The sequence below is a fragment of the Bradyrhizobium sp. SZCCHNS1022 genome, from assembly GCF_032484835.1.
Taxonomy (GTDB): Bacteria; Pseudomonadota; Alphaproteobacteria; order Rhizobiales; family Xanthobacteraceae; genus Bradyrhizobium.
Genome location: NZ_JAUETT010000002.1, coordinates 698,656 through 724,037, shown reverse-complemented (window position 1 = coordinate 724,037; position 25,382 = coordinate 698,656). Strand labels below are relative to the sequence as shown.

General features: G+C 63.4%; 23 protein-coding genes. 8 read left to right on the top strand and 15 right to left on the bottom strand.

What is annotated here, in order from left to right; genetic code table 11:
* Positions 1 to 5: 5 nt before the first annotated feature.
* Entirely contained in the window at positions 6 to 1,226 is a 1,221-nt protein-coding gene (locus QX071_RS16900; protein ID WP_315703774.1) for an LL-diaminopimelate aminotransferase, read from the bottom strand.
* A 213-nt stretch (positions 1,227 to 1,439) separates the two neighbouring features.
* Positions 1,440 to 1,700 (bottom strand): hypothetical protein, encoded by a 261-nt coding sequence (locus tag QX071_RS16895; protein WP_315703773.1) that lies wholly within the window; start codon positions 1,698 to 1,700, stop codon positions 1,440 to 1,442.
* A 295-nt stretch (positions 1,701 to 1,995) separates the two neighbouring features.
* On the opposite strand from QX071_RS16895, the gene QX071_RS16890 reads away from it, so the two are divergent.
* On the top strand, positions 1,996 to 3,801 hold the full coding sequence (locus tag QX071_RS16890; protein WP_315703772.1) for a class I poly(R)-hydroxyalkanoic acid synthase: 1,806 nt from the start codon (positions 1,996 to 1,998) through the stop codon (positions 3,799 to 3,801).
* Between the two features lie 73 nt (positions 3,802 to 3,874).
* Complete coding sequence (locus tag QX071_RS16885; RefSeq protein ID WP_315703771.1) at positions 3,875 to 4,273, top strand: MAPEG family protein; 399 nt, start codon at positions 3,875 to 3,877, stop codon at positions 4,271 to 4,273.
* Between the two features lie 15 nt (positions 4,274 to 4,288).
* On the opposite strand, the gene QX071_RS16880 is transcribed toward QX071_RS16885, so the two are convergent.
* The 4 genes from QX071_RS16880 to QX071_RS16865 all read right to left on the bottom strand — a co-directional run bounded on the left by QX071_RS16880 (position 4,289) and on the right by QX071_RS16865 (position 8,078).
* Positions 4,289 to 5,527: a threonine ammonia-lyase gene (locus tag QX071_RS16880; protein WP_315703770.1), complete on the bottom strand. Its 1,239-nt coding sequence runs from the start codon at positions 5,525 to 5,527 to the stop codon at positions 4,289 to 4,291.
* Between the two features lie 110 nt (positions 5,528 to 5,637).
* Positions 5,638 to 6,627: an N-acetyl-gamma-glutamyl-phosphate reductase gene (argC, locus tag QX071_RS16875; RefSeq protein WP_315703769.1), complete on the bottom strand. Its 990-nt coding sequence runs from the start codon at positions 6,625 to 6,627 to the stop codon at positions 5,638 to 5,640.
* Entirely contained in the window at positions 6,624 to 7,292 is a 669-nt protein-coding gene (locus QX071_RS16870) for an FMN-binding negative transcriptional regulator (protein ID WP_315703768.1), read from the bottom strand. The genes argC and QX071_RS16870 overlap by 4 nt, the downstream gene beginning before the upstream one ends.
* 255 nt (positions 7,293 to 7,547) lie before the next feature.
* On the bottom strand, positions 7,548 to 8,078 hold the full coding sequence (locus QX071_RS16865) for a DedA family protein (RefSeq protein ID WP_315703767.1): 531 nt from the start codon (positions 8,076 to 8,078) through the stop codon (positions 7,548 to 7,550).
* Between the two features lie 257 nt (positions 8,079 to 8,335).
* Between QX071_RS16865 and parE the strand changes: the two genes are divergently transcribed.
* From parE to QX071_RS16845, 4 genes are all read left to right on the top strand, one after another.
* Positions 8,336 to 10,411 carry a DNA topoisomerase IV subunit B gene (parE, locus tag QX071_RS16860; RefSeq protein WP_315703766.1) on the top strand — a complete coding sequence of 692 codons (2,076 nt, stop codon included), beginning with the start codon at positions 8,336 to 8,338 and terminating at the stop codon, positions 10,409 to 10,411.
* A gap of 239 nt (positions 10,412 to 10,650) precedes the next feature.
* Positions 10,651 to 11,427 carry an outer membrane protein gene (locus QX071_RS16855; protein ID WP_315703765.1) on the top strand — a complete coding sequence of 259 codons (777 nt, stop codon included), beginning with the start codon at positions 10,651 to 10,653 and terminating at the stop codon, positions 11,425 to 11,427.
* A 183-nt stretch (positions 11,428 to 11,610) separates the two neighbouring features.
* Positions 11,611 to 11,796 (top strand): hypothetical protein, encoded by a 186-nt coding sequence (locus tag QX071_RS16850; protein ID WP_315703764.1) that lies wholly within the window; start codon positions 11,611 to 11,613, stop codon positions 11,794 to 11,796.
* A 17-nt stretch (positions 11,797 to 11,813) separates the two neighbouring features.
* On the top strand, positions 11,814 to 12,581 hold the full coding sequence (locus QX071_RS16845; protein ID WP_315729153.1) for an SDR family NAD(P)-dependent oxidoreductase: 768 nt from the start codon (positions 11,814 to 11,816) through the stop codon (positions 12,579 to 12,581).
* 21 nt (positions 12,582 to 12,602) lie between these two features.
* On the opposite strand, the gene QX071_RS16840 is transcribed toward QX071_RS16845, so the two are convergent.
* A complete protein-coding gene (locus QX071_RS16840) occupies positions 12,603 to 14,099 on the bottom strand; it encodes a caspase family protein (protein ID WP_315729154.1) in 1,497 nt (498 codons plus the stop codon).
* 531 nt (positions 14,100 to 14,630) lie between these two features.
* On the opposite strand from QX071_RS16840, the gene QX071_RS16835 reads away from it, so the two are divergent.
* Together QX071_RS16835 and QX071_RS16830 are read left to right on the top strand one after the other, a co-directional pair.
* Positions 14,631 to 16,055 (top strand): DEAD/DEAH box helicase, encoded by a 1,425-nt coding sequence (locus QX071_RS16835; protein ID WP_315703761.1) that lies wholly within the window; start codon positions 14,631 to 14,633, stop codon positions 16,053 to 16,055.
* Positions 16,056 to 16,415: 360 nt separating this feature from the next.
* Positions 16,416 to 17,486 carry a diguanylate cyclase gene (locus tag QX071_RS16830; protein WP_315703760.1) on the top strand — a complete coding sequence of 357 codons (1,071 nt, stop codon included), beginning with the start codon at positions 16,416 to 16,418 and terminating at the stop codon, positions 17,484 to 17,486.
* A 13-nt stretch (positions 17,487 to 17,499) separates the two neighbouring features.
* Here the strand turns inward: QX071_RS16830 and QX071_RS16825 are convergent, their stop codons facing one another.
* From QX071_RS16825 to QX071_RS16790, 8 genes are all read right to left on the bottom strand, one after another.
* Positions 17,500 to 18,024: a TfoX/Sxy family protein gene (locus QX071_RS16825; RefSeq protein WP_315703759.1), complete on the bottom strand. Its 525-nt coding sequence runs from the start codon at positions 18,022 to 18,024 to the stop codon at positions 17,500 to 17,502.
* Positions 18,025 to 18,144: 120 nt separating this feature from the next.
* On the bottom strand, positions 18,145 to 18,549 hold the full coding sequence (locus tag QX071_RS16820) for a HesB/IscA family protein (RefSeq protein ID WP_409977488.1): 405 nt from the start codon (positions 18,547 to 18,549) through the stop codon (positions 18,145 to 18,147).
* 63 nt (positions 18,550 to 18,612) lie between these two features.
* A complete protein-coding gene (locus QX071_RS16815) occupies positions 18,613 to 18,984 on the bottom strand; it encodes an SUF system Fe-S cluster assembly protein (RefSeq protein WP_315703758.1) in 372 nt (123 codons plus the stop codon).
* Positions 18,981 to 20,228 carry a cysteine desulfurase gene (locus QX071_RS16810; RefSeq protein WP_315703757.1) on the bottom strand — a complete coding sequence of 416 codons (1,248 nt, stop codon included), beginning with the start codon at positions 20,226 to 20,228 and terminating at the stop codon, positions 18,981 to 18,983. Before QX071_RS16810 ends, QX071_RS16815 begins: the two co-directional genes overlap by 4 nt.
* Positions 20,225 to 21,541, bottom strand: coding sequence for a Fe-S cluster assembly protein SufD (gene sufD, locus QX071_RS16805; RefSeq protein ID WP_315703756.1), 1,317 nt, complete (start codon positions 21,539 to 21,541; stop codon positions 20,225 to 20,227). Before sufD ends, QX071_RS16810 begins: the two co-directional genes overlap by 4 nt.
* A 20-nt stretch (positions 21,542 to 21,561) precedes the next feature.
* Positions 21,562 to 22,314 (bottom strand): Fe-S cluster assembly ATPase SufC, encoded by a 753-nt coding sequence (gene sufC, locus QX071_RS16800; protein ID WP_315703755.1) that lies wholly within the window; start codon positions 22,312 to 22,314, stop codon positions 21,562 to 21,564.
* Positions 22,315 to 22,430: 116 nt separating this feature from the next.
* Entirely contained in the window at positions 22,431 to 23,927 is a 1,497-nt protein-coding gene (gene sufB / locus QX071_RS16795) for a Fe-S cluster assembly protein SufB (protein WP_315703754.1), read from the bottom strand.
* A gap of 84 nt (positions 23,928 to 24,011) precedes the next feature.
* Positions 24,012 to 25,175: a cysteine desulfurase family protein gene (locus QX071_RS16790; protein ID WP_315703753.1), complete on the bottom strand. Its 1,164-nt coding sequence runs from the start codon at positions 25,173 to 25,175 to the stop codon at positions 24,012 to 24,014.
* Between the last annotated feature and the right edge of the window lie 207 nt (positions 25,176 to 25,382).

The window sequence follows — 25,382 nt, the reverse complement described above, 5'->3', positions numbered from 1 at the left end:
AAATATTACCGCCGGTTGGCGAGGGGAACCACGTTGTGCAACGTTTCAATGCCGCTTTCAAGGAAGCGACGGACGCCACGAGCGGCTTGCCGGATTCGCTGCTCGTTTTCCACCAGCGCAATACGGACAAAGCCCTCGCCGTACTCGCCGAAGCCGACCCCCGGCGATACCGCAACACCGGACTTCTCGACCATCAAAGTGGCAAACTGCATGCTGCCCAACCCTTTGAAGGCCTCGGGCAACGGCGCCCAGGCGAACATCGAAGCTTCCGGAGCCGGGATCTCCCAGCCGGCGCGACCGAATGCCTCGACCAAGGTGTCGCGGCGCTTGCGGTAGGTTTCGCGCATCTCGCGGATACAGTCGTCAGGCCCGTTCAGGGCGGCGGTCGCCGCCACCTGGATCGGAGTGAATGCACCATAGTCGAGATAGGATTTGACCCGGGCCAGCGCTGCAATGATCCGCTCGTTGCCGACCGCAAAACCCATGCGCCAGCCGGCCATCGAATAGGTTTTCGACATCGAGGTGAACTCGACGGTGACGTCCATCGCGCCCGGCACCTGCAGCACCGATGGCGGCGGGTTCTTGTCGTCGAAATAGACCTCGGCGTAAGCGAGATCGGACAGGATGAAGATCTCATGCTTCTTCGCGAAGGCGACGAGATCGCGATAGAAATCCAGGCTCGCGACATAGGCCGTCGGGTTGGATGGATAGCAGACCACGATCGCCAGCGGCTTCGGGATCGAGTGAACGATCGCCCGTTCGACCGCCTCGAAGAATTGCGGCGTCGGCTCCGACGGCACCGAGCGGATCACGCCGCCCGCCATCAGGAAACCGAAGGCATGGATCGGGTAGCTCGGATTGGGACACAGGATGACGTCGCCCGGCGCGGTGATCGCCTGGGCGACATTGGCAAACCCTTCCTTGGAGCCGAGCGTAGCGACGACCTGGGTCTCCGGATTGAGCTTCACCCCGAAGCGGCGGTCGTAATAGGCCGCTTGCGCCTTACGCAGGCCGCCGATACCGCGGGAGGCCGAATAGCGATCGGTGCGCGGCTTGCCGAGGGTGTCCTTGAGCTTCTCCAGCACATGCGGCGGCGTCGGCAGATCCGGATTGCCCATGCCGAGATCGATGATATCGGCTCCGGCGTTCCGCGCGGCCGCCTTGGCCCGGTTGACCTGTTCGAACACGTAAGGCGGCAGACGGCGGATACGATAGAACTCTTCCATGGGTCTCTAGCTCCGGCAACCGGTGGGCACTCGCCTTCCCTTCGAGGCGGATTTACCTGCGGGCCTGTCTGCCAGAAACACGTGCCAGATCACGATTTTAGCACGGGTTCCGGACCGACGAGCCCGCCTCACCCTCAAAACTTTACGGTTGATTCCAGCCTTTTAGCACGGACACCGCGCCGCGCCAGAAGATTACTGCCCCGGCCAGGGCGATTACTTGCCTGCGTCCTTGGCACTTGCCGAGGCCTGACGGTCGCGCGCCGCCACCAGCTCTTTTTCGATCTTGGCACGTTCTTCCGGGGAGATGATCGCAGTATCCCGCACCGGCGGCGGCTCGTTGACCGGAAGATAGGCGCCCGGCCCACTTGGCCCACTCTGCGGATCGGCAGAGTTGGCCGATGGTTGCATATCGGCGATGGGAGTGGAACAGCCGGAAAGGACGAGCGCGCCGGCGAACAGCGTGACGGCCAGCAACCCATATCTCCGCCTGCCGTAACGCTCCACCGATCTCACCCGCGTTCATCCTCCACGTTCACGATCCCCGCTCTATGCCGCTCCGCAGCGCGGCATATTTTTGCCGCAGCACAACCAAATGTCACCGGAAACATTTACAACCTGAACAGCAATTTTCGCGGGTAGAAGCCCAATATGTCGGAAGCAAGATGCTTTGCGGCAACGCAACAGGGTGCGTTGGAATTAACCGCAAACTCGCGGATTGTTGATCTCGCGCGGTGACGAACCGCGCACGACACGGTAGTGTTGTTGCGCCATGAGCGACGTGCCCACCGAGACCCAGCCGATCAAGACATTCGATTCCGAAGCCTTTGCGAGGAACATCGCAAAGGCACTGGAGAGCAGCGGCAAGGCGCTTGCGGCTTACCTCAAGCCGCGCGAGAGCGGCGAGGTCCAAGACCGGCCGCCGACCGAACTCGCCGAGGTCGTGAGAGCTTTCACCGCGGTGGCCGATTACTGGCTTTCGGACAGCGAGCGCGCCGCGGATATCCAGACCAAGATCGCCAAGGGCTATCTCGATCTGTGGGGTTCTGCATCACGACGGCTCGCCGGCGAAGACGCCCCTCCGGCCATCTCGCCCTCCCCGCGCGACAAGCGGTTTGCCGATCCCGAGTGGAAGTCGAACCAGTTCTTCGATTTCGTGATGCAGGCCTATCTGCTGACGTCGCAATGGGCGCAGGATCTCGTGCACAATGCGGAAGGTCTCGATCCGCAGACCCGCAAGCGGGCCGAGTTCTACGTCAACCAGATCACCAACGCGCTGGCGCCGTCGAACTTTGTCTTCACCAATCCCGAGGTGCTGCGCCACACGGTATCCTCGAGCGGCGAAAATCTGGTACGCGGCATGCAGATGCTGGCCGAGGACATCGAGGCCGGCAAGGGCATGCTGAAGATCCGCCAGTCCGATCCGGCCAATCTCGAGGTCGGCGTCAATATGGCGACCACGCCCGGCAAGGTGGTTTTCGAGAACGACCTGATGCAGCTCATCCAGTATGAGCCGAGCACTGAGAGGGTGCTGCGCACGCCGCTCCTGATCGTGCCGCCCTGGATCAACAAGTTCTACATCCTCGACCTTCGCTCCGAGAAATCCTTCATCAAATGGTGCGTCGATCAGGGCATCACCGTTTTCGTGATCTCCTGGGTCAACCCCGACAAGAAGCTCGGAAGCAAGGGCTGGGAAGACTACATGAAGGAAGGCCCGCTGAAGGCGATGGACGTCATCGAGCGGATCACCGGCGAGATGAAGGTGCACACCCTCGGCTATTGCGTCGGCGGCACCATGCTGGCGACGACGCTTGCCTGGCTTGCGGAGAAGCGGCGACAGCGCGTGACCTCGGCGACCTTCCTCGCCGCACAGGTGGATTTCACCCATGCCGGCGATCTGCTGGTTTTCGTCGACGAGAATCAGATCTCCGCGCTCGAGCGCGACATGCAGGCCTCGGGCGTGCTCGAGGGCAGCAAGATGGCGATGGCCTTCAACATGCTGCGCTCGAACGACCTGATCTGGTCGTATGTCGTCAACAACTACCTGAAGGGCCAGTCGCCGGCGGCCTTCGATCTGTTGCACTGGAATTCCGACGCGACGCGGATGGCGGCCGCCAACCATTCCTACTACTTGCGCAATTGCTATCTCGAGAACCGGCTGACCTCGGGAACCATGGTGCTGGACAACACACTGCTCGATCTCTCCATGGTCAAGGTGCCGGTCTACAATTTGGCGACGCGCGAGGACCACATCGCTCCGGCCGATTCCGTCCTCTACGGCTCGCAATTCTTCGGCGGGCCGGTGAAATACGTGCTGTCCGGCTCCGGCCATATCGCCGGCGTGGTGAATCCGCCCGCGGCGGGCAAATACCAGTATTGGACCAACGATACGATCCGCGACATTTCCCTGAAGGATTGGATCAAGGGCGCGCAGGAGCACAAGGGTTCCTGGTGGCCGGACTGGCGCCAATGGCTCGCCAATCTCGATCCGGAAGAGGTTCCGGCGCGCAGTGTCGGCAGCGAAGGTTTCCCGCCGATCGAGGATGCGCCCGGCTCCTATGTGCGCGTCCGCGCATAGCGCGCTATGCGGCGATCAAATATAACCCTCGGCGTCCCGCCGGGACGGGACGATATCAGTTGAGGGGAAATCGATGACGCGCGAATTGTTCTGGCTGACGCTCACGGTGATTCTGACCGGGCTCTTGTGGATCCCCTACATTCTGAACCGATGCCAGGTGCGCGGGCTCGGCGGAGCCATGGCCAACCCCTCCCGCAACGACAAGCCGCATGCGCCTTGGGCGACGCGGCTGATGTTCGCCCATGACAATGCGGTCGAGAACCTCGTCATCTTCGCGCCCCTGGTCCTGATCCTGAACGCGATCGATTATTCGACCAAATGGACCGTGATCGCCTGTGCGGTCTATTTTTGGACGCGAGTCGCCCACGTCATCGTCTACACGCTGGGCCTGCCAGTGTTCCGGACCATTGCCTTCACGATCGGCTTCCTCGCCCAGGCCGTGCTCGCACTCGCAATCTTCGGCTGGGTGTAAGCCCGCGCCGGACGGTTAGGTGCAACGTGCCTTGAAATTGGCCGCCACCAGCTTTGCCATCACCTCGTCGAGATGCGCCTGGTCACGCGTCTCGATGACGAGCTCGAGCAGCGTTGCCTTCGCCGGCAGATCCGAGAAGGTGCGCTGGTGCGAGACTTCGATGATGTTGGCGCCGGCCTCGGCGAGCAGGGTCGAGACCGCGGCAAGTTGGCCGGGTCGATCGACGATGTCGATCGACAGTTGGGTCAGCCGGCCCTCGCGCGCGAGCTCGCGGGTCAGTACCGAGGCGATCAACCGCGTGTCGATGTTGCCACCGGTGAGGACCAGGCCGACATTGCGGCCGGCACATCGCTCGGGATAAGCAAGCACCGCAGCAAGCCCTGCGGCGCCGGCCCCCTCCACCACCGTCTTCTCGATCGAGATCAGCGTCGCCACTGCGCGCTCGAGCTGCGGCTCGGTAACGAGCACGATGTCGTCGACCAACTGCCGGATGATCTCGGTCGTGATCCTGCCGGGCGCTTTGACCGCGATACCTTCAGCCAGGGTGTCGCCGCGCATCGGCAGATCCTTGCCATAGACTGCATTGTACATCGACGGATACAGTTCGGCCTGCACGCCGATGATGCGCAAGCCCGGTTTTTGCGCGCGCGCGGCGATCGCCATCCCGGAGATCAGGCCGCCACCGCCGATCGGCACCACGAGCGTATCGAGATCCGGGATCGCTTCGAGCATCTCGAGCGCAACCGTGCCCTGGCCGGCGATGATCAACGGATCGTCGTAAGGATGGATCAGGGTCAGCCCCCTTGCCTCGCCATGGCTGCGGGCGAACGCTCCCGCCTCCTCCAGCGTCGCGCCGGAGACCACGACCTCGGCGCCAAGCCTGCGCGTGTTCTCGATCTTCACCATCGGCGTGCCGATCGGCATCACGATCACGGCGGGAATGCCGAGCCGCCTGGCATTGTAGGCGACGCCCTGGGCGTGATTGCCCGCCGACATCGCGATGACACCGCGCTGCCGCTGCTCGGCCGAGAGCGCCTGCAGGCGGTTCAGCGCCCCGCGCTCCTTGAACGAGGCCGTGAACTGCAGGTTCTCGAACTTCAGCCAGATGTTGCAGCCGCAGATGTCGCTGAGTGTCCGGCTTTTGTGGCAGTCGGTCGCCAGCACCGCGCCTTGGATCGCCGCGGCGGCGGCCCTGATGTCTGACGGCTGGACCGGCAGGCGGTTGATATCGAATACGGTGTCATGTCCGCCCATCGGTCGCTCGTATCGTTGATTGGTGACGCATCGCGCTTGCCGGCAGAACCGGCTCGTCCGCGATCGAACGCTCAGCGGCGCTCGCCGCTGAGCGAAGCCGTTTTGTAGTCTCAGCTCGCGAGATCGGGAAGCCCGAGCATCAGCCGCAGGTTCTGGACCGCTGCGCCCGAAGCACCCTTGCCGAGATTGTCGAGGCGGGCCACCAGGACCGCCTGGTGGTGCTTGTCGCTGCCAAACACATAGAGCTCGAGCTGGTTGGTCTCGTTCAGCGCTTCCGGCTCGATCCGACCGCTCTTCGCGGCTTCGTTGTCGAGCGGCACGACAGAGACGTATTTGCTTCCGGCGTAATGCTTGGCGAGCGCTGCCTGCAGGTCGGCTCCGCCAGGCTTGCCCGGCAGCGTGTCCAGTTGCAGCGGCACCGAGACCAGCATGCCCTGCCGGTAGTTGCCGACCGACGGCACGAAGATCGGCCGCCGCGTCAGCTTCGAATAAAGCTGCAGCTCCGGCAGGTGCTTGTGCTCGAAGCCCAGACCGTACAGTTCGAAGGCCGGCGCGGTGCCGTTCTCGAAGGACGCGATCATCGACTTGCCGCCGCCCGAATAGCCGCTGACCGCATTCACAGTCACCGGATAGTCCGCCGGCAGCAGGCCGGCATCGACCAGCGGCCGCAGCAGCGCGATTCCGCCGGTGGGATAGCAGCCGGGATTGGAGACTTTCCGCGCGCTACGGATCTTGTCCGCCTGGTCGGTGGCGAGCTCGGGGAAGCCATAGGTCCAATCGGGCGCGACGCGGAACGCGGTCGAGGCGTCGATCACCTTGGGTGCAGCGTTGCCCATGCTGTCGATCAACGCCGCCGTTTCCTTGGCGGCGTCATCGGGCAGGCAGAGGATGACAAGATCGACCTCCTCCATCAGCGCCCGTTTGGCGCCCGGATCCTTTCGCTTGTCCTCGGCGATGGTCTTCACCGCGATGTCGCTCTGCCGGCTCAGCCGCTCGGCGATGCCGAGGCCTGTCGTCCCCGACCCGCCGTCGACGAAGACGGAGCGCATGGCGGCACCGGCCGCTTGGCCTTTTGGCTGCTTGGTCTCGATCACGGTCATGACACGCTCCTTGTGGACGTCAGAGTTTCACCGGCGAAGGCCTGGGGCCGCGCCTGTCGCATGAGAGTGCAGATGCGTTGCGAACCGATGTCGGGCTGTTCGCCGAGCCTGGCCGCGACCGCCGCGTAGTCAGCTTCGGACTTGTGCTGATTGAGCTTGAAGCTGCCTTCCACCTGCTCGACCGTCATCACCAGGCCAACAATCGCCTTCTTCATCGCCTCGAGCCGTCCTGCCGTCATCTTGTCGGACGTCCACGGCGTCTTCGGCAACAACTGCTGTTCGAACTTTGCGCTCAGGGCATCCACCTGCACAGCGAGTTCGGTCTCCGACAGCAAGCGAACCGGTCCTGTCAGATGCACGGCCTGGTACAGCCAGGTCGGGACTTGATCTGGTGAGACGTACCAGTCGGCGGATACATAGGCATCCGCACCGAGCACCGCGAGCAGCCAGGACGTTGTACTGTCCGCGAACTTCGCGAGCGGATTGCCGCGCGCGACATGGAAGAACGCCTGCGGCGTACCGTCGTCGGTGGAGCTCAGATAGAACGGCAGGGATGATGCGATCGGCTTGTCGCCGTCCCACGCGCAGACCGTGCCGAAGCCGCGCGCATCCGCGAAGCCGAGGCTTGCGGCACGATCAGGCTTGAAGGGCGGTGGCGTGTACATCGAAAGGCTCCTGCGTGGCGAGGAGCCGCCTGATCAGATCACGCTGCATGGAGATTGCCGCGGGATCAGATCCGGCGGCAAGGGCTTTGGTCCAGACTCAGCCGACCGCCCGTACCGCGAATGCGCGACGGCGACGAGCGAACATAATGGTCCGGGCGTTGATCATGGGCGCATGGCTATAAGACCGCCCGGTTCCGCCGTCAAGCGACCGAGCGCAGCTCGCTAAAACGTCGGCCATTATTATTTTGAACGCGCTCAAGCCGACCGCCAGAGCCATTCGACGACGCGTCCGATGCCGTCGCCGAACAGCAGCAGCACCGCGGACCAGACCAGGGCGGAGAGGAAATTGGCGATCTGAAACTGCAGGTACGGCATTTCGAAAATGCCGGCTGCCAGCGGCACCGAAGCACGCAACGGCCCGAAGAAGCGGCCGATGAAGATGCTCGGCACACCCCAGGCGCGGACGAAGGCCTCACCGCGGAGGAGGATATTAGGATAACGGGTCAGCGGCCAAATCTGCGCGACATGGTCCTTGTATCGATAGCCGAACCAATAGGAGACCCAATCACCTAGGGCGGCGCCAAGGCCGCCGGCGAGCCAGACCGGCCAAAAGCTGATTCCGGTCACCCCGATCAGCGCTCCGATCGCGACCAGTGCGCCCCAGGCGGGGATCAGCAGCGAGATGAAGGCCAGCGATTCACCGAAAGCGAGCAGCAGCACGATCGGAGCGGCCCAGGCCTGGTGGTCGCGCACGAAGTCGGCGACCGCGCGCCCAACGTCTTCCATCTCCGATTTGCCTTTCCCGCGCTCCGTAACCTAAGCCATTGAAGGCTATTACGGTTCCCATCGGCGCGACTGGTACGCCGGCAGCCTTCAGGACTTCAAGTCACAAACACCTTCCCGGCGCGTGAAACGAGTTCCAGGGGCGATTTTGGGGTCCGTAGCAGCCCGGAACCTCTGTCCGGTCATTGTTTTACGCCCGTCCATGGCATAGTCAGGCCCAGCGATTCGTTCCGCTTCGCGCACCAAGATTGTCAGATTCCATGGGTAAGCCATTGAAATCCGCTGCAAAACAGAAAGCCAAACCCGCCGACGACATGTTTGCGGCGCAGCAAGCCAAGGGCAAGGCTCCGGCCAAGGCAGCTTCCAAGGCACCTGCCCGCGCGTCGAGCGCGGAGGGCGAATATACCGCCCGTGACATCGAGGTTCTCGAGGGGCTGGAGCCGGTCCGGCGGCGCCCCGGCATGTATATCGGCGGCACCGACGAGAAGGCGTTGCACCACCTGTTCGCCGAGGTCATCGACAACTCGATGGACGAGGCGCTGGCGGGCCATGCCACGTTCATCGAGGTGGAACTGGATACCGACGGATTCCTGACCGTGACCGACAACGGTCGCGGCATCCCGGTCGATCCGCACCCGAAATTCCCGAAGAAGTCCGCGCTCGAGATCATCATGTGCACCCTGCACGCGGGCGGAAAGTTCGACTCGAAGGTCTACGAGACCTCCGGCGGCCTGCACGGCGTCGGCATCTCCGTGGTGAACGCGCTGTCGACCCGGCTCGAGGTCGAGGTCGCCCGCAACCAGAAGCTCTACCGGATGGTGTTCGAGCGCGGTCACCCCAAGGGCAAGCTGGAAGAACTCGGCAAGGTGGCGAACCGCCGTGGCACCAAGGTCCGCTTTCAGCCCGACCCGACCATCTTCGGCGCCAAGGCAGCGTTCAAGCCGCAGCGCCTGTTCAAGATGGCCCGCTCCAAGGCCTACCTGTTCGGTGGCGTCGAGATCCGCTGGAAATGCGATCCGTCGCTGCTCAAGGGCCTCGAGGATGTACCGGCGGAGGCGACCTTCCACTTCCCGGGCGGCCTGAAGGATTATCTGGCCGCCGCGATCCATGCCGACACGCTGGTCCACCCCGACATCTTCGCCGGCAAATCCGGCCGCACCGGCGGCCATGGCGGCTGCGAATGGGCGGTGGCCTGGACCGCGGATGCTGACGGTTTCCTGTCCTCGTACTGCAACACCATTCCGACCCCCGACGGCGGCACCCACGAATCGGGGATCCGCAGCGCCCTGCTGCGTGGCCTGAAGGACCACGCCGAGCGCGCCGGCCAAGGCAAGCGCGCCGCCTCGATCACCTCCGAGGACATCATGGCGGGCGCCGCCATCATGCTGTCGGTGTTCGTGCGCGAACCGGAATTCCAGGGCCAAACCAAGGATCGCCTGGCAACCGCCGAGGCGCAGCGCATCGTCGAGCAGGCCGTGAAGGACCCGTTCGACCATTGGCTGTCCGGCAATCCGCTGCAGGCCAACCGGCTGCTCGATTTCGTGATCGAGCGGGCGGAAGAGCGCATCCGCCGCCGCCAGGAAAAGGAAACACAGCGCAAAACCGCAACCAAGAAGTTGCGGCTGCCGGGCAAGCTGTCCGACTGCTCCGATGCCGGCACTGCCAACTCCGAGCTGTTCATCGTCGAGGGCGATTCGGCCGGCGGCAGCGCCAAGCAGGCGCGCGATCGCAAGACGCAGGCGGTCCTGCCGCTACGCGGCAAGATCCTCAATGTCGCCTCGGCGGGCAAAGACAAGCTGACCGCAAATGCCCAGCTGTCAGACTTGGTCCTAGCGATCGGCGCCGGCACCGGCACCGCCTATCGCGAGGAGGACCTCCGTTATCAGCGCATCATCATCATGACCGACGCCGACGTCGACGGCGCCCATATCGCCTCGCTCCTGATCACCTTCTTCTACCGGCAGATGCGGGGACTGATCGACGAAGGGCATCTCTATCTCGCAGTGCCGCCGCTGTACCGGCTGACGCACGGCAGCAAGACCTTCTACGCCCGCGACGACGCCCATCGGGACGAGCTCTTGAAGCGCGAGTTCAACGCCAACGCCAAGGTCGAGATCGGCCGCTTCAAAGGCCTCGGCGAGATGATGCCGGCGCAGCTCAAGGAAACCACCATGGACCCCGCCAAGCGGACCCTGCTCCGCGTCGTCCTGTTGGCCGACGATCGGGAAGGCACGGCCGATTCGGTGGAGCGGCTGATGGGGACCAAGGCCGAGGCCCGCTTCGCCTTCATTTCGGAAAAGGCGGAATTTGCCAGCGACGAGCTCCTCGACGTCTGACCTCAAAGCGCCTTCGAGCCACAATTGCAAGTTCCACGCAACTCGCCACAGCGGTTTTCTGGCAATTGATTCAATCATTTGCACATTCGACGAACAAGCCGCTCCGTTGTTTTCCGGACGGTGTGCCCGTCAGGCAACAGCTTTTGGGCACCAATCGGCTATAGTTCGGGCACATCAGGCGAGGGAATCGCCGACAGATTGTCTGCCACGGGCGGCACGTCGACTTGGGGATTAGAATTATGAAAAAGCTTTTGCTGGCTTTGACCGCAGTGGTGGCGATGACGGGAGCCGCTTCGGCCGCCGATTTGGCCGCCCGCCCCTATGTGAAGGCCCCGATCGCCCCGGCCGCTCCGAGCTGGACCGGCTTCTACATCTTCGGCGGCGCCGGCGGCGGCATCTGGGATGCCGACTCGCACACCAATTTCCTGGGCGCCCCGGTGACGATCGACCAGCGCGTTGGCGGTGACGGTTGGTTCGGCACCGTCGGTGTCGGCTACGACTGGCAGGTCGCCCCGAGCTGGGTTGTCGGCCTGTTCGGTGACGGCCAGTTCGGCAGCCTCCGCGGCACTGTTCAGGATCAGTTTGCTGCCCTGACCGGCCGGGTCAAGCTGCAGGACTCCTGGGCTGCGGGCGTCCGCGTCGGCTATCTGGTCGCTCCGAATGTGCTGTCCTATGTGAACGGCGGCTACTCTGGATCGCACTGGTCGGGAACGGGTTTGACCACCCTCACCGGCACCGCATCTGGCTTCCACACCGACTCCTTCAATCGTAACGGCTGGTTCATCGGCGGCGGCGTCGAGAACAACCTGAACATCTTCGGCATCACGGCGCCGGGCTGGTTCATGAAGACCGAATATCGCGCTGCCTACTACGACCGGAAGGATATCGCGGTCCGCACCGACGTCGGCAACCTGCTGACCACGGACTCGATCAGCTTCAAGCCTTGGGTGCAGACCATCAGCACCTCGCTGGTCTACCGCTTCAACTGGACCGGCCCGGTGGTTGCGAAGTACTAATCGATCCAAAGGATCGGATGAGAAAAGCCCCGGCTCTGCCGGGGCTTTTTGTTTGTCCGCAGCGTGCCTCCCACGCTGGCCATCATCGCACCCGGCCGCTACGGTCGCGTACCGCGCGTAACAGATCGCGCCAACAAGATGCGGCGGTCGCACATATGGCAGCGTCGGCCGGGAGGGAGGCGGATGCGCAGATTTCTTCTCATCGCGGGCCTGTTGCTGCTCGGCGTCGGCCTGCTCTGGATCGGTCAGGGCACGGGCGTTGTCGCCTGGCCAAGCTCGAGCTTCATGATCAATCAAATTCAATGGGCCGGCTACGGTGCGGGCACCGCTGCGCTTGGCCTGGTCCTGATCTGGCAAGGCAGCTGCTGACAAAAGGGACACGCGCCATGGCTTCACCATTCGATCTCCGCGGCAAGGTCGCGATCGTCACCGGCGGCAACGGCGGCATCGGTCTCGGCATGGCGCGAGGGCTGGCCGATGCGGGCGCCGATATCGCGGTCGTCGGCCGCAATCAGGCCAAGAGCGATGCCGTCGCAGCCGATATGATGGCGCGCGGCGTCCGCGCTGTCGCGGTGACGGCCGATGTCACCGACGAGGCCGCGGTGACGGCAATGATCGCGCGCGTTGGCGACGCGTTCGGCCGCATCGATATTCTCATCAACAACGCCGGCATCAATATCCGCAAACCGCCGCAGGTGTTGGAACTCGATGAATGGAGCGAGGTCATCGAGACCAACCTCACCAGCGCGTTCCTGTGCTCGAAGGCCGCCTACCCTGCGCTCAAGGCGGTAGGCGGCGGCAAGATCATCAATATCGGCTCGATGATGTCGATCTTCGGCGCGAGCTTCGCCCCGGCCTATGCCGCCAGCAAGGGTGGCATCGTGCAATTCACGCGCGCCTGCGCGTGCGCCTGGGCCGTCGACAACATCCAAGTCAATGCGATCCTGCCCGGTTGGATCGATACCGACCTGACCCGCACCGCGCGCCAGCAGGTCGATGGGCTGCATGAACGGGTGCTGGCGCGGACGCCCGCGGCGCGCTGGGGCGAGATCGGCGACTTTGCCGGCATCGCGGTTTTCTTGAGCTCAGCAGCATCCGACTTCTTGACGGGCACGGCCATTCCCGTCGACGGCGGATATTCGGTGTCGGCGTAAGCAATAAGCAATAGGCGATGTTCAGCGCCGAAAGCTCTTGATCTCCGACACGCTGCCGTCGCGATAGGTCAGTTCGACCGACACGAACTGCGTCGAGGGCGGCAGCTTCAGATACGGCGTTGCATTGGAAGGAATCGCGATCGGGTCCTTCATGTCGCAGGCCGGCAGGTTCAGGACCTTGTCAGGCACGGCCGTATCGATGCCGATCCGCACCTGGCGGATCGCACAGCGATACGACATCAGATGCGTGTAGTAGACGAGCAATCCGTTGAACTCGCGAAATGACAACCAGCTCGTCGCAGTCATGTCGAGGATCTTGCGCTGGTCGCGGATCAGCGCAGCTTCCGGCTCGAACCTGATCGGAAACGGGCCCTGCATCTCGCCGCCCGCATCGACATAGCGCACCTGGATCGTCCCGGCCGGCGCGTCAGCGGGCAGTTCGATCGACGGGTTGGGCATGCGCTTGCGGGTGCGCGGATCGAGCACATCCATGAATCCGGTCTCACGAAAGTCGCCGGCGTCTCCCATCCGCCAGGAGATGCCGAGCGTCGGATCGGCAATCGAGAATGTGATGGTCCAGCCGCCATTGTGGCGCGAGAACATCGCGATCGGCGCATTGACGCTCTCATTGGCCGGCGGCAGGTGCGGCGCCGAGACCGGCGGCAGCGCGGCTAGCTTCTGCGGCGGATCGGCAGGTTTGTCCTGTGCTGTGCCCGCGGCAAGGCCGTTGAGGAAGACATCGTCGACCATCTGGTCGAAATAGACCGGGACCTGCTTGTGGTGCACGGTCTCCGCCATCTCGCTGACCACGCGGCGCGTACGTTGCGCGACCTGCACCAGGTTGATGCCGGGCTGGGTCAGCTCCTTGGCAAAGGCGCGTGTGAACACTGAATTCGGATTGGCGTCCTCGTTCGATAATCGATCCAATGCGGTTTGCCGCGGCCCCGCAGAAAAGACCGAGAACACGCCTTCAGGCAGTTGCGTCATCGGTGCCAATCCGCCACCGCCCGCGATGGCGCGTGTCCCTGGCCGTTCGAACGGGTTGTTGCGACAGGCGTCAAACACCAGAATCGAGGTCCGCACCTTCTTGTTCTGCAGCCGCTCGATCACACGGTCCGCCAGAATCGAGGCATCGCGAACCAATTCCTCCTGCCCTTCGGTCGCAGCCGGCACGTCGGTCGGCAGCAGAAAATTCTGGCCGGCAATTTCGAAGCCGTGGCCGGCATAGAAGAAGAACGCAGTGTCGCCGGGCGCGACGGCACTATCGAAGGCAAGCAGCGCCTGGCTGAATTGCTGACGATTCAGATTCTCGGCGACCATGACCTCGAAGCCGAGCTGCTTCAGCGTGTCGCCCATCGTGCGAGCGTCATTGACCGCCTTCTGCAGCTTCGGGACGAATCGGTAGTCGTTGTTACCGATCACCAGCGCGATGCGCTTCTCCGCATGCGCCGGCAGCGCGAGAACCAGAACGGTCGCGGCAAGACTGCAGACCAGAAGGCCCCTCAACAATGTCCGCATCGATCCCCTGTCCCACTTGAGCTGCACCGATCGGCCCAATGCGATCCGCTTCGCCATAGTCGGCCATCGATCGTCACTGGTTCAAGCCCGAGCACCTGCTTCGGGTGGGCCCGGTGCGGCCGTCTTGCGCCCCCCTCCGACCCGAGCAGGGTATCCGGCCACTGCAGGCGAATCTTACCCCAGGGCATAAGCCGATATGCCGCTCAAGGTCGATCGGGGCGGCGACGAAGTGCAACAAGTTTGCGACAGGATGCCTGCAAATAATGCAAAAACATTAGGCTTTTTCGATACTTCGCGCTTCTCCTCCATTGACTTTGGGCAATTTGACCCTATCTTCCCGTGTAACGCGGCTCAGGATCGATCCGATTCCTATATGAGCAACCGCGGGGTCAGCGTAAGTCAGAGAGCCCCCAGCTTATCCAAAGCACGCCGTTTGGGGTTGAACGCGACCACAGCCCGTTCCCCTCGATTCCTAACGGCGGCGTCGAATAGAGGCCTCGTCAGCTAGGGGCCCCGCCAAACAGAGGCTCGATGTCCTTTTCCAATCTCGGTTTATCCGACAAGGTGTTGGCCGCAGTGGCGGCGACCGGTTACACCACACCGACCCCCATTCAAGAACAAGCCATCCCTCACGTCCTGGCCCGCCGCGATGTTCTCGGCATTGCCCAGACCGGCACCGGCAAGACGGCCGCTTTCGTGCTTCCGATGCTGACCATCCTGGAAAAGGGACGCGCCAGGGCACGTATGCCCCGCACCCTGATCCTGGAGCCGACCCGCGAACTCGCCGCACAGGTCAAAGAGAATTTCGATCGCTACGGCGCCGGCCAAAAACTCAACGTCGCGCTTCTGATCGGCGGCGTCTCTTTCGGCGACCAGGACTCCAAGCTGACGCGTGGCGTCGACGTCCTGATCGCAACTCCCGGCCGCCTGCTCGACCATACCGAACGGGGCGGATTGCTGCTCACCGGCGTCGAACTGCTGGTGATCGACGAAGCCGATCGCATGCTCGACATGGGCTTCATCCCGGACATCGAGCGGATCTGCAAGCTGGTCCCCTTCACGCGGCAGACGCTGTTGTTCACTGCCACCATGCCGCCGGAAATCCGGCGCGTCACCGAGGCCTTCCTGCACAATCCGCAGAAGGTCGAAGTCTCCAAGCCTGCTACGACGGCCGTCACGGTGACCCAGTCGCAAGTGCCCTCGGGGCGCGAGGCGCATCAGAAGCGCGAGGTGCTGCGGCGCCTCTTGCGCGAGGCGAAAGACCTCAAGAACGCGATCATCTTCTGCAACCGCAAGCGTGACGTGGCCATCGTCTACAAATCGCTTCAGAAGCACGGGTTCAGCGTTGGCGCGCTGCATGGCGACATGGATCAGTCGGCACGCATGGCCGCGCTCGATCAGTTCCGCAAGGGCGAGTTGCCGCTCCTCGTCGCCTCGGACGTCGCGGCCCGCGGGCTCGACATTCCCGAGGTCAGCCACGTCTTCAATTTCGACGTGCCGCATCATCCCGATGATTATGTCCATCGCATCGGTCGTACGGGACGCGCCGGACGCTCAGGCACTGCGATTTCGATCGTGACGTCACCCGACCAGAAATCCGTCGCGGCCATCGAAAAGCTGATCGGGCAAGGAATCCCCCGCGCTGAAGGCGATTACACCGTTCAGGAGGCTTCGTCGAATCACGAAGACACGCGTGAGCATCGCCCGCGCGACGGCGCTCGGCGCGAGCGCAAGCCTTCACGCGACCGCCACGACCGCAAGCCTCAGCGGGAGCGCGAGACACCGAAGCACGCACATAAAGACGACCGGCCTTCGCACGCTCCCCAACCCCGCGCAGCAACTTCCCAGCCGCGCAGCGAACCGCGGCGCGTGCGCCGCGAGGTCGAGAACGAGCCGGCAGATCATTCTCACCTTCCTGCCTTTCTGCTGCGCCCGGTGCGCGCGCCGGTGGTTTGAGCCGCGCGCGTCCCACATCGACGCATCGCACGCCGACACCGTCCGATGAGACTTGTCCGGATCATCTCCGAGGAGCCAAGCGGCCGAACACCTGAGCGCGTCATCTGACCAGAGGCGCGGACTAACTTATGTTATAGTCGTCAGGTTTCGGCTTCAGCCGCGCTCCGCTCGCTTCCGTTGCAGCTTGAACGTGATAGGCCAACCGCGCTGGCCGCGGCGCCGGTTTGGCGCGCGCCATTCCATCGCGCGATAATGCCTGGAAGCACCCCGGCATCTGTTTACCCCTGATTCACTCTCGTCCACTAACTTGCCTGCATATTTATTGATTGCTCGCGGCAGGCGAATTGTGAGGGACTCGTAGTGGTCAATGTGCTTGACGAATACGAACGCACGCTGGCCTTCGCCGATGTCGCGCTCAGCCAAATCAAGTTGCTGCGCCACACCGCTACGCCGCGCAACTATGAGATCTGGTACGTCTACGCCACCGGCTACAACGCCTCGCTCAACCAGATCATCAACGAGACCTTGGCCCGCAGCGGCAAGCTGGGAGAGCCGGAGCTCGAACAGCTCTACGAGACTTATCTTTCCCAGCAGAAGACCACCGACCGCATCGACAAGGTCGGCGCACGCGTGATCGGTGAGATCGACGATGTGATGAACCTGATCACGGATACGCTCGGGATCACCGCGAGCTATGATGCGAGCCTTGCGGAGGCGGACCAGAAGCTTGCTTCCGTGACCAGTCGCGAGCAGCTGTTCGAGATCGTCGAAGCGCTCGCCCGATCGACGCGCGAAATGCGCGAGACGAACCGGGCGCTCGAACAACGCCTGTCGCTCTCGAAGACCGAGATCAGCGACCTGCAGCAAAGTCTGGAAGCGATCAGGGCCGAGAGCCTGACCGATCCGCTCACCGGTCTCGGCAATCGCAAATATTTCGACCGCATGATCGACATGGCCGTGGAGACGGCGCAGGCGACCTGCCTGCCGCTCTCGCTGCTGATGTTCGACATCGATCATTTCAAGTCGTTCAACGATTCCTACGGCCACCTCACCGGAGATCAGGTGCTTCGCCTGGTCGGCTTGTCGCTGAAACAGGCGATCAAGGGCCAGGACATCACGGCGCGCTATGGCGGCGAGGAATTCGCAGTGGTGCTGCCGAATACAGCCCTCCGGCAGGCCCTCACCGTCGCGGACCAGATTCGCCGCGCGGTCATGGCAAAGGAATTGAAGAAAAAATCGACCGGGGAGGTTCTCGGCCGCGTCACCATCTCGGTCGGCGTGTCCATGCTCAAGCCGGGCGACGACACCGACGCTCTGATCGAACGCGCCGACGCCTGCCTCTATGCCGCCAAGCGCAGTGGCCGCAACCGGGTGATCTGCGAAGTCGATCCGGAATATGTCGCTCAAACGCAGGGCCAAGTCGCCTGTTGAGCAGATGATCGCCTCAAGAAGCGGATTTGCGAGCTCGCTTCGCGGCTTTCGTCGTCGGGGATCGTTTGGCTGACCGCTTTTTTGGTGGCTCGGCCGCCTTTTTCGTCGTGCGTGCCTTGCCGGATCCCGCGCGTCCGGATGCCGCCTTCTTTGCCGGCCGGCTCTTCGCGCTCACCCCATCCTTCTTCGCAGCGGGCCGGCGCGCCCTGCTCCGTTTCTTCAGCGCGGCCCGTTGTGCCGCGGCGAAGGCCGCCTTTGCCCATGTGGCGAATTCCTCGACATCGTCGAACAGATGGGCCGGCACCTCCCAATATGACCCCACGGTCATGGTGCGCGCCCGCGTCTGATATTGGAACGGCTTGGAGCCGGCCGCCTCGAACGCTCCGATGGTCTCTTCGTCCGCGCGCAGATAAAGCCCGCTGCGCAAAGCCAGCGCGAAATTGATGCCATCGGCGGAGATGCCGAAACCTGAAAACATCCGCCGGATCGTCACCGGCCCAAAACTGGCAAACAGATCAGCCAGGAATTCGCGGTCCATCGCGTCCACCGCTCATTGCGCGCCGGGCATGCGATACCGGCCCCTGCTGCGGTTGTCGTCTCCACGATGAGCGATTGTCAATGTCCGAAACACGACAAGGCGGGAATCCGCCCTGACGCGTCACACCTCGGCCGGCTTGAGCTGCACCGACTCGCCGCAGCCGCAGGCGCTGATCTGGTTCGGGTTGTTGAACACGAATTGGGCCTGCATCTTGTCGGCCCTGTAATCCATCTCGGTGCCGAGCAGGAACAGCACCGCCTTCGGATCGACCAGGATCTTGACGCCCTTGTCCTCGACCACCTCGTCGGTGGGCCGGATCTCATGGGCATATTCAACCGTGTAGGACTGTCCGGCGCAGCCGCCGTTCTTGACGCCGACGCGCAGGCCCACGATCTCGGAATCGCTTCGGCTCATCAGTTCGCGAATGCGCGCCGCCGCGGCGTCCGTCAGCCTCATCACCTGCGGGCGGGGCCGCGGCTTCGGCTTCCCGGCAAGGCTCGCTTGTGTGTTCGTCATCGTGTTCATGTGCTCAATCCCGGCGGTCGATCAATCCCGCCTGTTCATTCAAAGTCCGTGCCTGATTACGCCTCACCACATATTGAGGACGAGCCGCGCTTCGTCGCTCATCCGGTCCGGCGTCCATTGCGGCTCCCAGACGATGTTGACGCTCACGATGCCGACCCCCGGCACGCTCGCGATCGCGTTCTCGACCATGGTCGGCAACTCGCCGGCCGCCGGACAATTCGGCGTCGTCAAGGTCATCACCACATCGACGCTGCGGTCGTCCTTGATATCGACCTTGTAGATCAGGCCGAGCTCATAGATGTCGGCCGGAATTTCCGGGTCGAATACCGTCTTCAACGCCGCGATGATCTCGCGCGAGAGCCGCTCGGTCTCTTCCGGCGGCAAGGCCGAATGGGTTTCCACCGACTGGGTTTTGACTTCGGCTGTGTCGCTCATGCAAACAAATCCCGCGCCTTCATCAGGGCCTGCGCCAGTTGATCGACTTCTTCTTTCGTATTGTACATCCCAAACGACGCCCGGCAGGTCGCTGTGACGTTGAATCTCTCCAAAAGCGGCATCACGCAATGCGTGCCCGCACGCACCGCGACGCCCTGGCGGTCGATCACGGTGGCGATGTCGTGCGCATGCGCCCCCTTCATCTCGAACGAGATGACCGGCCCCTTGCCCTTGGCCGTGCCGATCAGCCGCAGCGAATTGATCTCGCGCAGCCGCGCTTCGGCGTAGGTCAACAGATCGTGCTCATGCGCGGCGATGCGGTCCTTACCGATCGAATTGACATAGTCGATCGCAGCGCCCAGCCCGACCGACTCGACGATCGCCGGCGTGCCCGCCTCGAACCTGTGCGGGGGATCGCCATAGGTCACCCAGTCACGCGTGACTTCGCGGATCATCTCGCCGCCGCCGTTATAGGGACGCATCGCGGCGAGCAGATCGTATTTTCCGTACAGCACGCCGATGCCGGTCGGACCGTACAGCTTGTGGCCGGTGAAGACGTAGAAGTCGCAGTCGATGTCCTGTACGTCGATCGCCAGATGCACGGCAGCCTGGCTGCCATCGACCAGCACGGGGATGCCGCGGGCGTGCGCGATTCGGACGACCTCCTTGACCGGCACCAGGGTGCCCAGCATGTTCGACATCTGGGTGATCGCAACCAGCTTGGTGCGATCGGTCAGAAGCTTCTCGAACTCGTCGATCAGGAAATTGCCGTCGTCATCTACAGGTGCCCATTTGATCACCGCCCCCTGCCGCTCCCGCAGGAAGTGCCACGGCACGATATTGGAGTGATGCTCCATGATCGAGAGCACGATCTCGTCGCCTTCGCCGATATTCGGCGCGCCGAAGGACGAGGCGACCAGGTTGATCGCCTCGGTGGCATTGCGGGTGAAGATGATCTCCTCAGGCCGGCGCGAATTGAGGAATTGCGCGACCTTGGCGCGGCCGCCCTCATAGGCTTCGGTCGCCGCATTGGCGAGGTAGTGCAGGCCGCGATGCACATTGGCATATTCGGACGTGTAGGCCTGGGTCATGCGATCGAGCACAGCGGCAGGCTTTTGCGCCGAGGCCGCATTGTCGAGATAGACGAGCTTCTTGCCGTAGACCTGCAGCGACAGCGCCGGGAAATCGGCGCGCACGCGATTCACGTCATAGGCGCCATTGGCGATCGCCGGATGCGTGCTCATGCGCGGGCCTCCAACCAATGTTGCGCGGCATCGATGATACGCTCGCGCAAGCCCTCGTCCTCGATGGCCTCGATCGCCTCGCCGACAAAGGCCTGGACCAGCAGCGCCTGCGCCTGCTTCTCGGGCAGGCCGCGCGCGCGCAAGTAAAACAACAGGCTCTCGTCGAGCGCACCGGAGGTCGCGCCATGGCCGCACGAGACGTCGTCGGCGAAGATCTCGAGCTCCGGCTTGTTGTCGGCCTCGGCTTCGTCGGACAGAAGCAGCGCCCGCGTCATCATCCTGCCGTCGGTCTTCTGCGCATCCGGACGCACGATGATGCGGCCCTGGAACACCGAATGCGCGCGGTCGTCGAGCACGGCGCGGAAGTTCTCCCGGCTGGTGCAGCCGGGCACGGCGTGGTCGACCACGATCGTGGTGTCGCCGTGCTGCTTGTCGCGCAGCAGGTTGACGCCGTTGATCGTGAGCTCGCTGCCCTCGCCTGCCAGCGTGATGAAGGCCTGCAGCCGGCTCACGGCACCGCCGCTGGTCATATTGAACAGGTTCAGCTTGGACTTGGTGCCGACGGTGATCAGTTCCGAACTGATATTGACCGCGTCAGTGGCATCGCGCATCAGCCGGATATGCGACAGCTCCGCCCCGTCGCCGACCCAGATCACGGCCACATCGTTGGCCTGATAGGCGGCGGCGCCTTCGGCCGCCACGCAGGTTTCGACCAGGGTCACGCGTGCGCCCTTGCCGATCTGCAGATGCGAGCGGGTGGAGCGCGACGACTTCGCAGCCGTCGCGACATGGATGATCTGCAACGGCCCCGGCAGCTGTACGCCATCAGCGATTCCAACCACCACGCCGTCGGTCGCCAGCGCCGCATTCAGCGAGATCATCGGATCGGTCGAGGTCGTCAGCAACAGATCGCCGCGGGCCTCGTTGGCTTCGTTCTCCAGCACCTTCTGCAGCGTCCGCAGGCTGACGCCCGCCGCGACGTTGTCGGACAGCTCGGCTGCGAAAACGCCATCGACCAGCACCAACTTGATCGCGCCATCGATCGCAACAGGAGCCAGCGCTGCCTTGGCGCGCGCCAGAGCGGCCGCGTCAGGCGTGGGCGCGAGCGGCAGCAACTCGCGCATCAGCGCGCGCAGATCGGTATATTTCCATTCCTCGACGCGCCGATGCGGCAGGCCCGCGCGTTCGAACGCCGCGAAAGCGTCGCGCCTGAGATCGGCGACCCTGCCCGTCCCGGGCAACCGGCTTTGCGCGGCGGCAAAGATGCCATTCGCCGCACTGCCGGAGTCGTTCTTTACCAAAGCAACGGTCATCACAAACCTATTCGCGCGGTTTACGCCGCGTCCTCGAACTGGGCGTAGCCGGAGGCCTCGAGCTCAAGCGCCAGCTCCTTGCCACCGCTCTTCACCACACGGCCCTTCGACATCACATGCACGACGTCAGGCACGATGTAGTTGAGCAGCCGCTGATAATGCGTGATCACGATCATCGCGCGCTCGGGCGAGCGCAGCGCATTGACGCCGTCGGCGGCGATGCGCAGCGCGTCGATGTCGAGGCCGGAATCCATCTCGTCGAGAATGCAGAGCGAGGGCTGGAACAGCGCCATCTGCAGCACCTCGTTGCGCTTCTTCTCGCCGCCGGAGAAGCCGACATTGACGCCGCGCTTGAGCATGTCCTGCGGAATGCCGAGCGACTTCGCGGTCTCGCGCACCTTCTTCAGGAAATCCGGGGTCGAGAACTCCTCCTCGCCGCGCGCCTTGCGCTGCGCGTTCAGCGCCGTGCGCAGGAAGGTCATGGTGGCAACGCCGGGGATTTCGACCGGGTATTGGAAGGCCAGGAAAACGCCCTTGGCGGCGCGCTCGTCCGGCTCCATCGCAAGCAGATCCTCGCCCTTGAACAGGATCTCGCCGCCGGTAACCTCATAACCGGGCTTACCTGCGATCACATGGCTGAGCGTCGATTTGCCGGAGCCGTTCGGCCCCATGATGGCGTGGATCTCGCCTTCGTTCACGGTCAGCGACAGTCCATGGAGGATTTCACGCTCCTCGACGCGGACTTGCAGGTTCTTGATTTCGAGCAATGGCATCGTTGTCTTCCGTCTGTTCCTCGTCCTGCATGCGCCGGAGGCGGTCTCAAAGGACGAAGGTCGCGAGATCTATGTGAAAGTATGTGCGGGACGGCCGCGCCGTCCTGCAACAAGGTCTATCCGACCGAGCCTTCGAGCGAGATCGAGATCAGCTTCTGCGCCTCGACCGCGAACTCCATCGGGAGCTGCTGCAGCACATCCTTGACGAAGCCGTTGACGACCAGCCCGACCGCCTCCTCCTGGCTCAAGCCGCGCTGGACGCAGTAGAACAGCACGTCCTCGGAGATCTTCGAGGTCGTCGCCTCGTGCTCGAACACGGCAGAGGAGTTCTTGGCTTCGATGTAGGGCACGGTGTGCGCGCCGCATTTGTCGCCGATCAAGAGCGAGTCGCAGGCGGTAAAGTTGCGCGCGCCGCTCGCCTTGCGATGCGCGGTGACGAGGCCGCGATAGGTGTTCTGCGATTTGCCGGCCGCGATGCCCTTGGAGATGATCCGGCTCGTCGTGTTCTTGCCAAGATGGATCATCTTGGTGCCGCTATCGACCTGCTGATAGCCATTGGAGATCGCGATCGAGTAGAATTCACCACGCGAATTATCGCCGCGCAAAATGCAGCTCGGATATTTCCAGGTGATCGCCGATCCCGTCTCGACCTGGGTCCAGGAGATCTTGGAGTTGGCGCCGCGGCAATCGCCACGCTTGGTGACGAAGTTGTAGATGCCGCCCTTGCCTTCCGAATTGCCCGGATACCAGTTCTGCACGGTCGAGTATTTGATCTCGGCGTCATCGAGCGTGACCAGCTCAACCACGGCTGCATGCAGCTGATTCTCGTCGCGCTGCGGCGCGGTGCAACCTTCGAGATAGGAGACGTAGGAGCCCTTGTCGGCGATGATCAGCGTGCGCTCGAACTGGCCGGTGTTGCGCTCGTTGATGCGGAAATAGGTCGACAGCTCCATCGGGCAGCGCACGCCCGGCGGCACGTAGACGAACGAGCCGTCGGAGAACACGGCCGAGTTCAACGTCGCAAAGAAGTTGTCGGAGGTCGGCACCACGCTGCCGAGATATTTCTGCACGAGTTCCGGATGCTCGCGGATCGCCTCGGAGATCGGCATGAAGATCACGCCGGCCTTCTTCAGCTCCTCCTTAAATGTCGTCGCGACCGAGACCGAGTCGAACACGGCATCGACCGCGATCTTGCGACTCTCCGGGCTGCCGGCGCCGGGCACGGGCTCGACCCCCTCGAGGATCGCGACCTCGCGCAGGGGAATGCCGAGCTTCTCATAGGTCTTCAGGATCTCCGGATCGATCTCGTCGATCGAGGAGAGCTGCTTCTTCGGCTTCGGCGCCGAATAATAATAGAGATCCTGGTAATCGATCTTCGGGTAGTCGACGCGCGCCCAGGTCGGCTCGGTCATGGTCAGCCAGCGGCGATACGCCTCCAGCCGCCATTCGAGCATCCAGGCCGGCTCGTTCTTCTTTCCCGAAATGAAGCGGATGGTGTCTTCCGAAAGCCCCTTGGGGGCCTTCTCGGACTCGATCAGGGTCTCAAACCCATAACGATACTGGTCGACGTCGATCCGCCTGACGCGGTCGACCGTCTCTTGCACGGCTGCCATTCATTCCTCCGCTCGCGGTTTCAAGGACCGCGGTGGACATCTTACGGAACCGTCTTACGACGTTTCGCGGGCGAAATCACCTGCCTAGAATCGTTCAAGCTGGGTTTCGCTACTCAGTTTAAGTAAGGTCCCGGCAAGCCTTCGCCAAGCCTCCAGGCACCGATCCACGTCATCGGTTCGCGTGGACCAGCCCAGACTGAGGCGCACCGCTCCCTGTGCCAAAGTGGAACTGATGCCCATGGCTTCCAGGACGTGGGATGGCTGGACCTTGCCGGAGGAGCAGGCCGAGCCGGAAGACACCGCGACGCCGGCGAGGTCGAAGCCAATCACCGCCGTCTCCGCCTTCAGACCAGGGGCCGTGAACAGCGTGGTGTTCGGCAGCCGCGCTGTATCGGACGAAAATACCGTCACGCCAGGCGTCTGCCGCAAGCCGCTTTCGAGGCGATCGCGCAAGGCGCCAATGCGCGCCTGATCCGTTTCGAGCGCCGCCATCGCCGCTTTCGCCGCCGCCCCAAACCCTAAGATTCCACTTACATTTTCGGTTCCGGCCCGGCGCCCGCGCTCCTGGCCGCCGCCGCGCAACAGCGCCGGCGGCCCATCGATCCCGGCCCCCAGCACGAGGGCACCGACGCCCTTCGGCCCGCCGATCTTGTGCGCAGAAACCGTCGCAAGGTCCGCCCCCACATCGTTGATACGAAAAGGAACTTTGCCAAATGCCTGGATCGCATCGACGTGCAGCAGCCCGCCCGCCTCACGAACGAGCTCCGCAACCTGCAAAATCGGTTGAAGCGCGCCGGTCTCGTTGTTGGCGGCCATCACCGAGACCAGAGCCGGCGGCCCATCGGCCAGCATGGCGCGCAGCCGCTCCAGATCGACGACACCGGACGGGACCACCGGGATGGTGCGGATCGCTCCCGGGTCGAACTGGCCGCCAGCCAGGACCGAGGCGTGCTCGATGGCCGACACCAGGAGCCGCTGAACCGGTCCAGCCGGCGCCCGCAAGCCGGGACTGAGCGCCAGCACATTGGCCTCGGTGCCTCCGGAGGTGAAGACCACGTTCCGCGGCAAGCCCCCCACGGCCCGCGCGATCGACTCGCGCGCCTCCTCCACCAGCCGGCGCGCCTGGCGTCCCTCGGCATGCACCGAGGAGGGGTTGCCGACGAGATCGAGCGCCGCCGTGATCGCGGCCCGGGCCTCGGGCCGCAGGGGCGTGGTGGCGTTCCAATCGAAATAGACGCGCTCGGGCATTTCGCATTCCATCTTCCGCTGCGACTCCAACTCACCGGCTCATGCGGCTCGTCGCATTCGACACGCTCTGCCTATTTGGGGAGCTAACGCCTTGAATGCATTGCCGGATGTTGAAAATTCTTGCTTTTGGCCCCTGCCAGCATGCTAGAAGGCGTCCTTCTATTCACGACAGCGCCCTCCGCAATCCGCAACCGGATGGCGCTTCAG

Excerpts from the sequence above, each read along its gene's own strand:
- QX071_RS16865 (WP_315703767.1), bottom strand. The coding sequence starts at position 8,078 with ATGGAAGACGTTGGGCGCGCGGTCGCCGACTTCGTGCGCGACCACCAG.
- argC (WP_315703769.1), bottom strand. The coding sequence starts at position 6,627 with ATGACCGTGATCGAGACCAAGCAGCCAAAAGGCCAAGCGGCCGGTGCC.
- QX071_RS16840 (WP_315729154.1), bottom strand. The coding sequence starts at position 14,099 with ATGCGGACATTGTTGAGGGGCCTTCTGGTCTGCAGTCTTGCCGCGACC.
- QX071_RS16855 (WP_315703765.1), top strand. The coding sequence starts at position 10,651 with ATGAAAAAGCTTTTGCTGGCTTTGACCGCAGTGGTGGCGATGACGGGA.
- QX071_RS16810 (WP_315703757.1), bottom strand. The coding sequence starts at position 20,228 with ATGAGCACGCATCCGGCGATCGCCAATGGCGCCTATGACGTGAATCGC.
- sufD (WP_315703756.1), bottom strand. The coding sequence starts at position 21,541 with ATGACCGTTGCTTTGGTAAAGAACGACTCCGGCAGTGCGGCGAATGGC.
- QX071_RS16900 (WP_315703774.1), bottom strand. The coding sequence starts at position 1,226 with ATGGAAGAGTTCTATCGTATCCGCCGTCTGCCGCCTTACGTGTTCGAA.
- sufB (WP_315703754.1), bottom strand. The coding sequence starts at position 23,927 with ATGGCAGCCGTGCAAGAGACGGTCGACCGCGTCAGGCGGATCGACGTC.
- QX071_RS16790 (WP_315703753.1), bottom strand. The coding sequence starts at position 25,175 with ATGCCCGAGCGCGTCTATTTCGATTGGAACGCCACCACGCCCCTGCGG.
- QX071_RS16880 (WP_315703770.1), bottom strand. The coding sequence starts at position 5,527 with ATGGGCGGACATGACACCGTATTCGATATCAACCGCCTGCCGGTCCAG.
- QX071_RS16845 (WP_315729153.1), top strand. The coding sequence starts at position 11,814 with ATGGCTTCACCATTCGATCTCCGCGGCAAGGTCGCGATCGTCACCGGC.
- QX071_RS16870 (WP_315703768.1), bottom strand. The coding sequence starts at position 7,292 with ATGTACACGCCACCGCCCTTCAAGCCTGATCGTGCCGCAAGCCTCGGC.
- QX071_RS16890 (WP_315703772.1), top strand. The coding sequence starts at position 1,996 with ATGAGCGACGTGCCCACCGAGACCCAGCCGATCAAGACATTCGATTCC.
- parE (WP_315703766.1), top strand. The coding sequence starts at position 8,336 with ATGGGTAAGCCATTGAAATCCGCTGCAAAACAGAAAGCCAAACCCGCC.
- sufC (WP_315703755.1), bottom strand. The coding sequence starts at position 22,314 with ATGCCATTGCTCGAAATCAAGAACCTGCAAGTCCGCGTCGAGGAGCGT.
- QX071_RS16885 (WP_315703771.1), top strand. The coding sequence starts at position 3,875 with ATGACGCGCGAATTGTTCTGGCTGACGCTCACGGTGATTCTGACCGGG.
- QX071_RS16850 (WP_315703764.1), top strand. The coding sequence starts at position 11,611 with ATGCGCAGATTTCTTCTCATCGCGGGCCTGTTGCTGCTCGGCGTCGGC.
- QX071_RS16820 (WP_409977488.1), bottom strand. The coding sequence starts at position 18,549 with ATGAACACGATGACGAACACACAAGCGAGCCTTGCCGGGAAGCCGAAG.
- QX071_RS16825 (WP_315703759.1), bottom strand. The coding sequence starts at position 18,024 with ATGGACCGCGAATTCCTGGCTGATCTGTTTGCCAGTTTTGGGCCGGTG.
- QX071_RS16835 (WP_315703761.1), top strand. The coding sequence starts at position 14,631 with ATGTCCTTTTCCAATCTCGGTTTATCCGACAAGGTGTTGGCCGCAGTG.
- QX071_RS16815 (WP_315703758.1), bottom strand. The coding sequence starts at position 18,984 with ATGAGCGACACAGCCGAAGTCAAAACCCAGTCGGTGGAAACCCATTCG.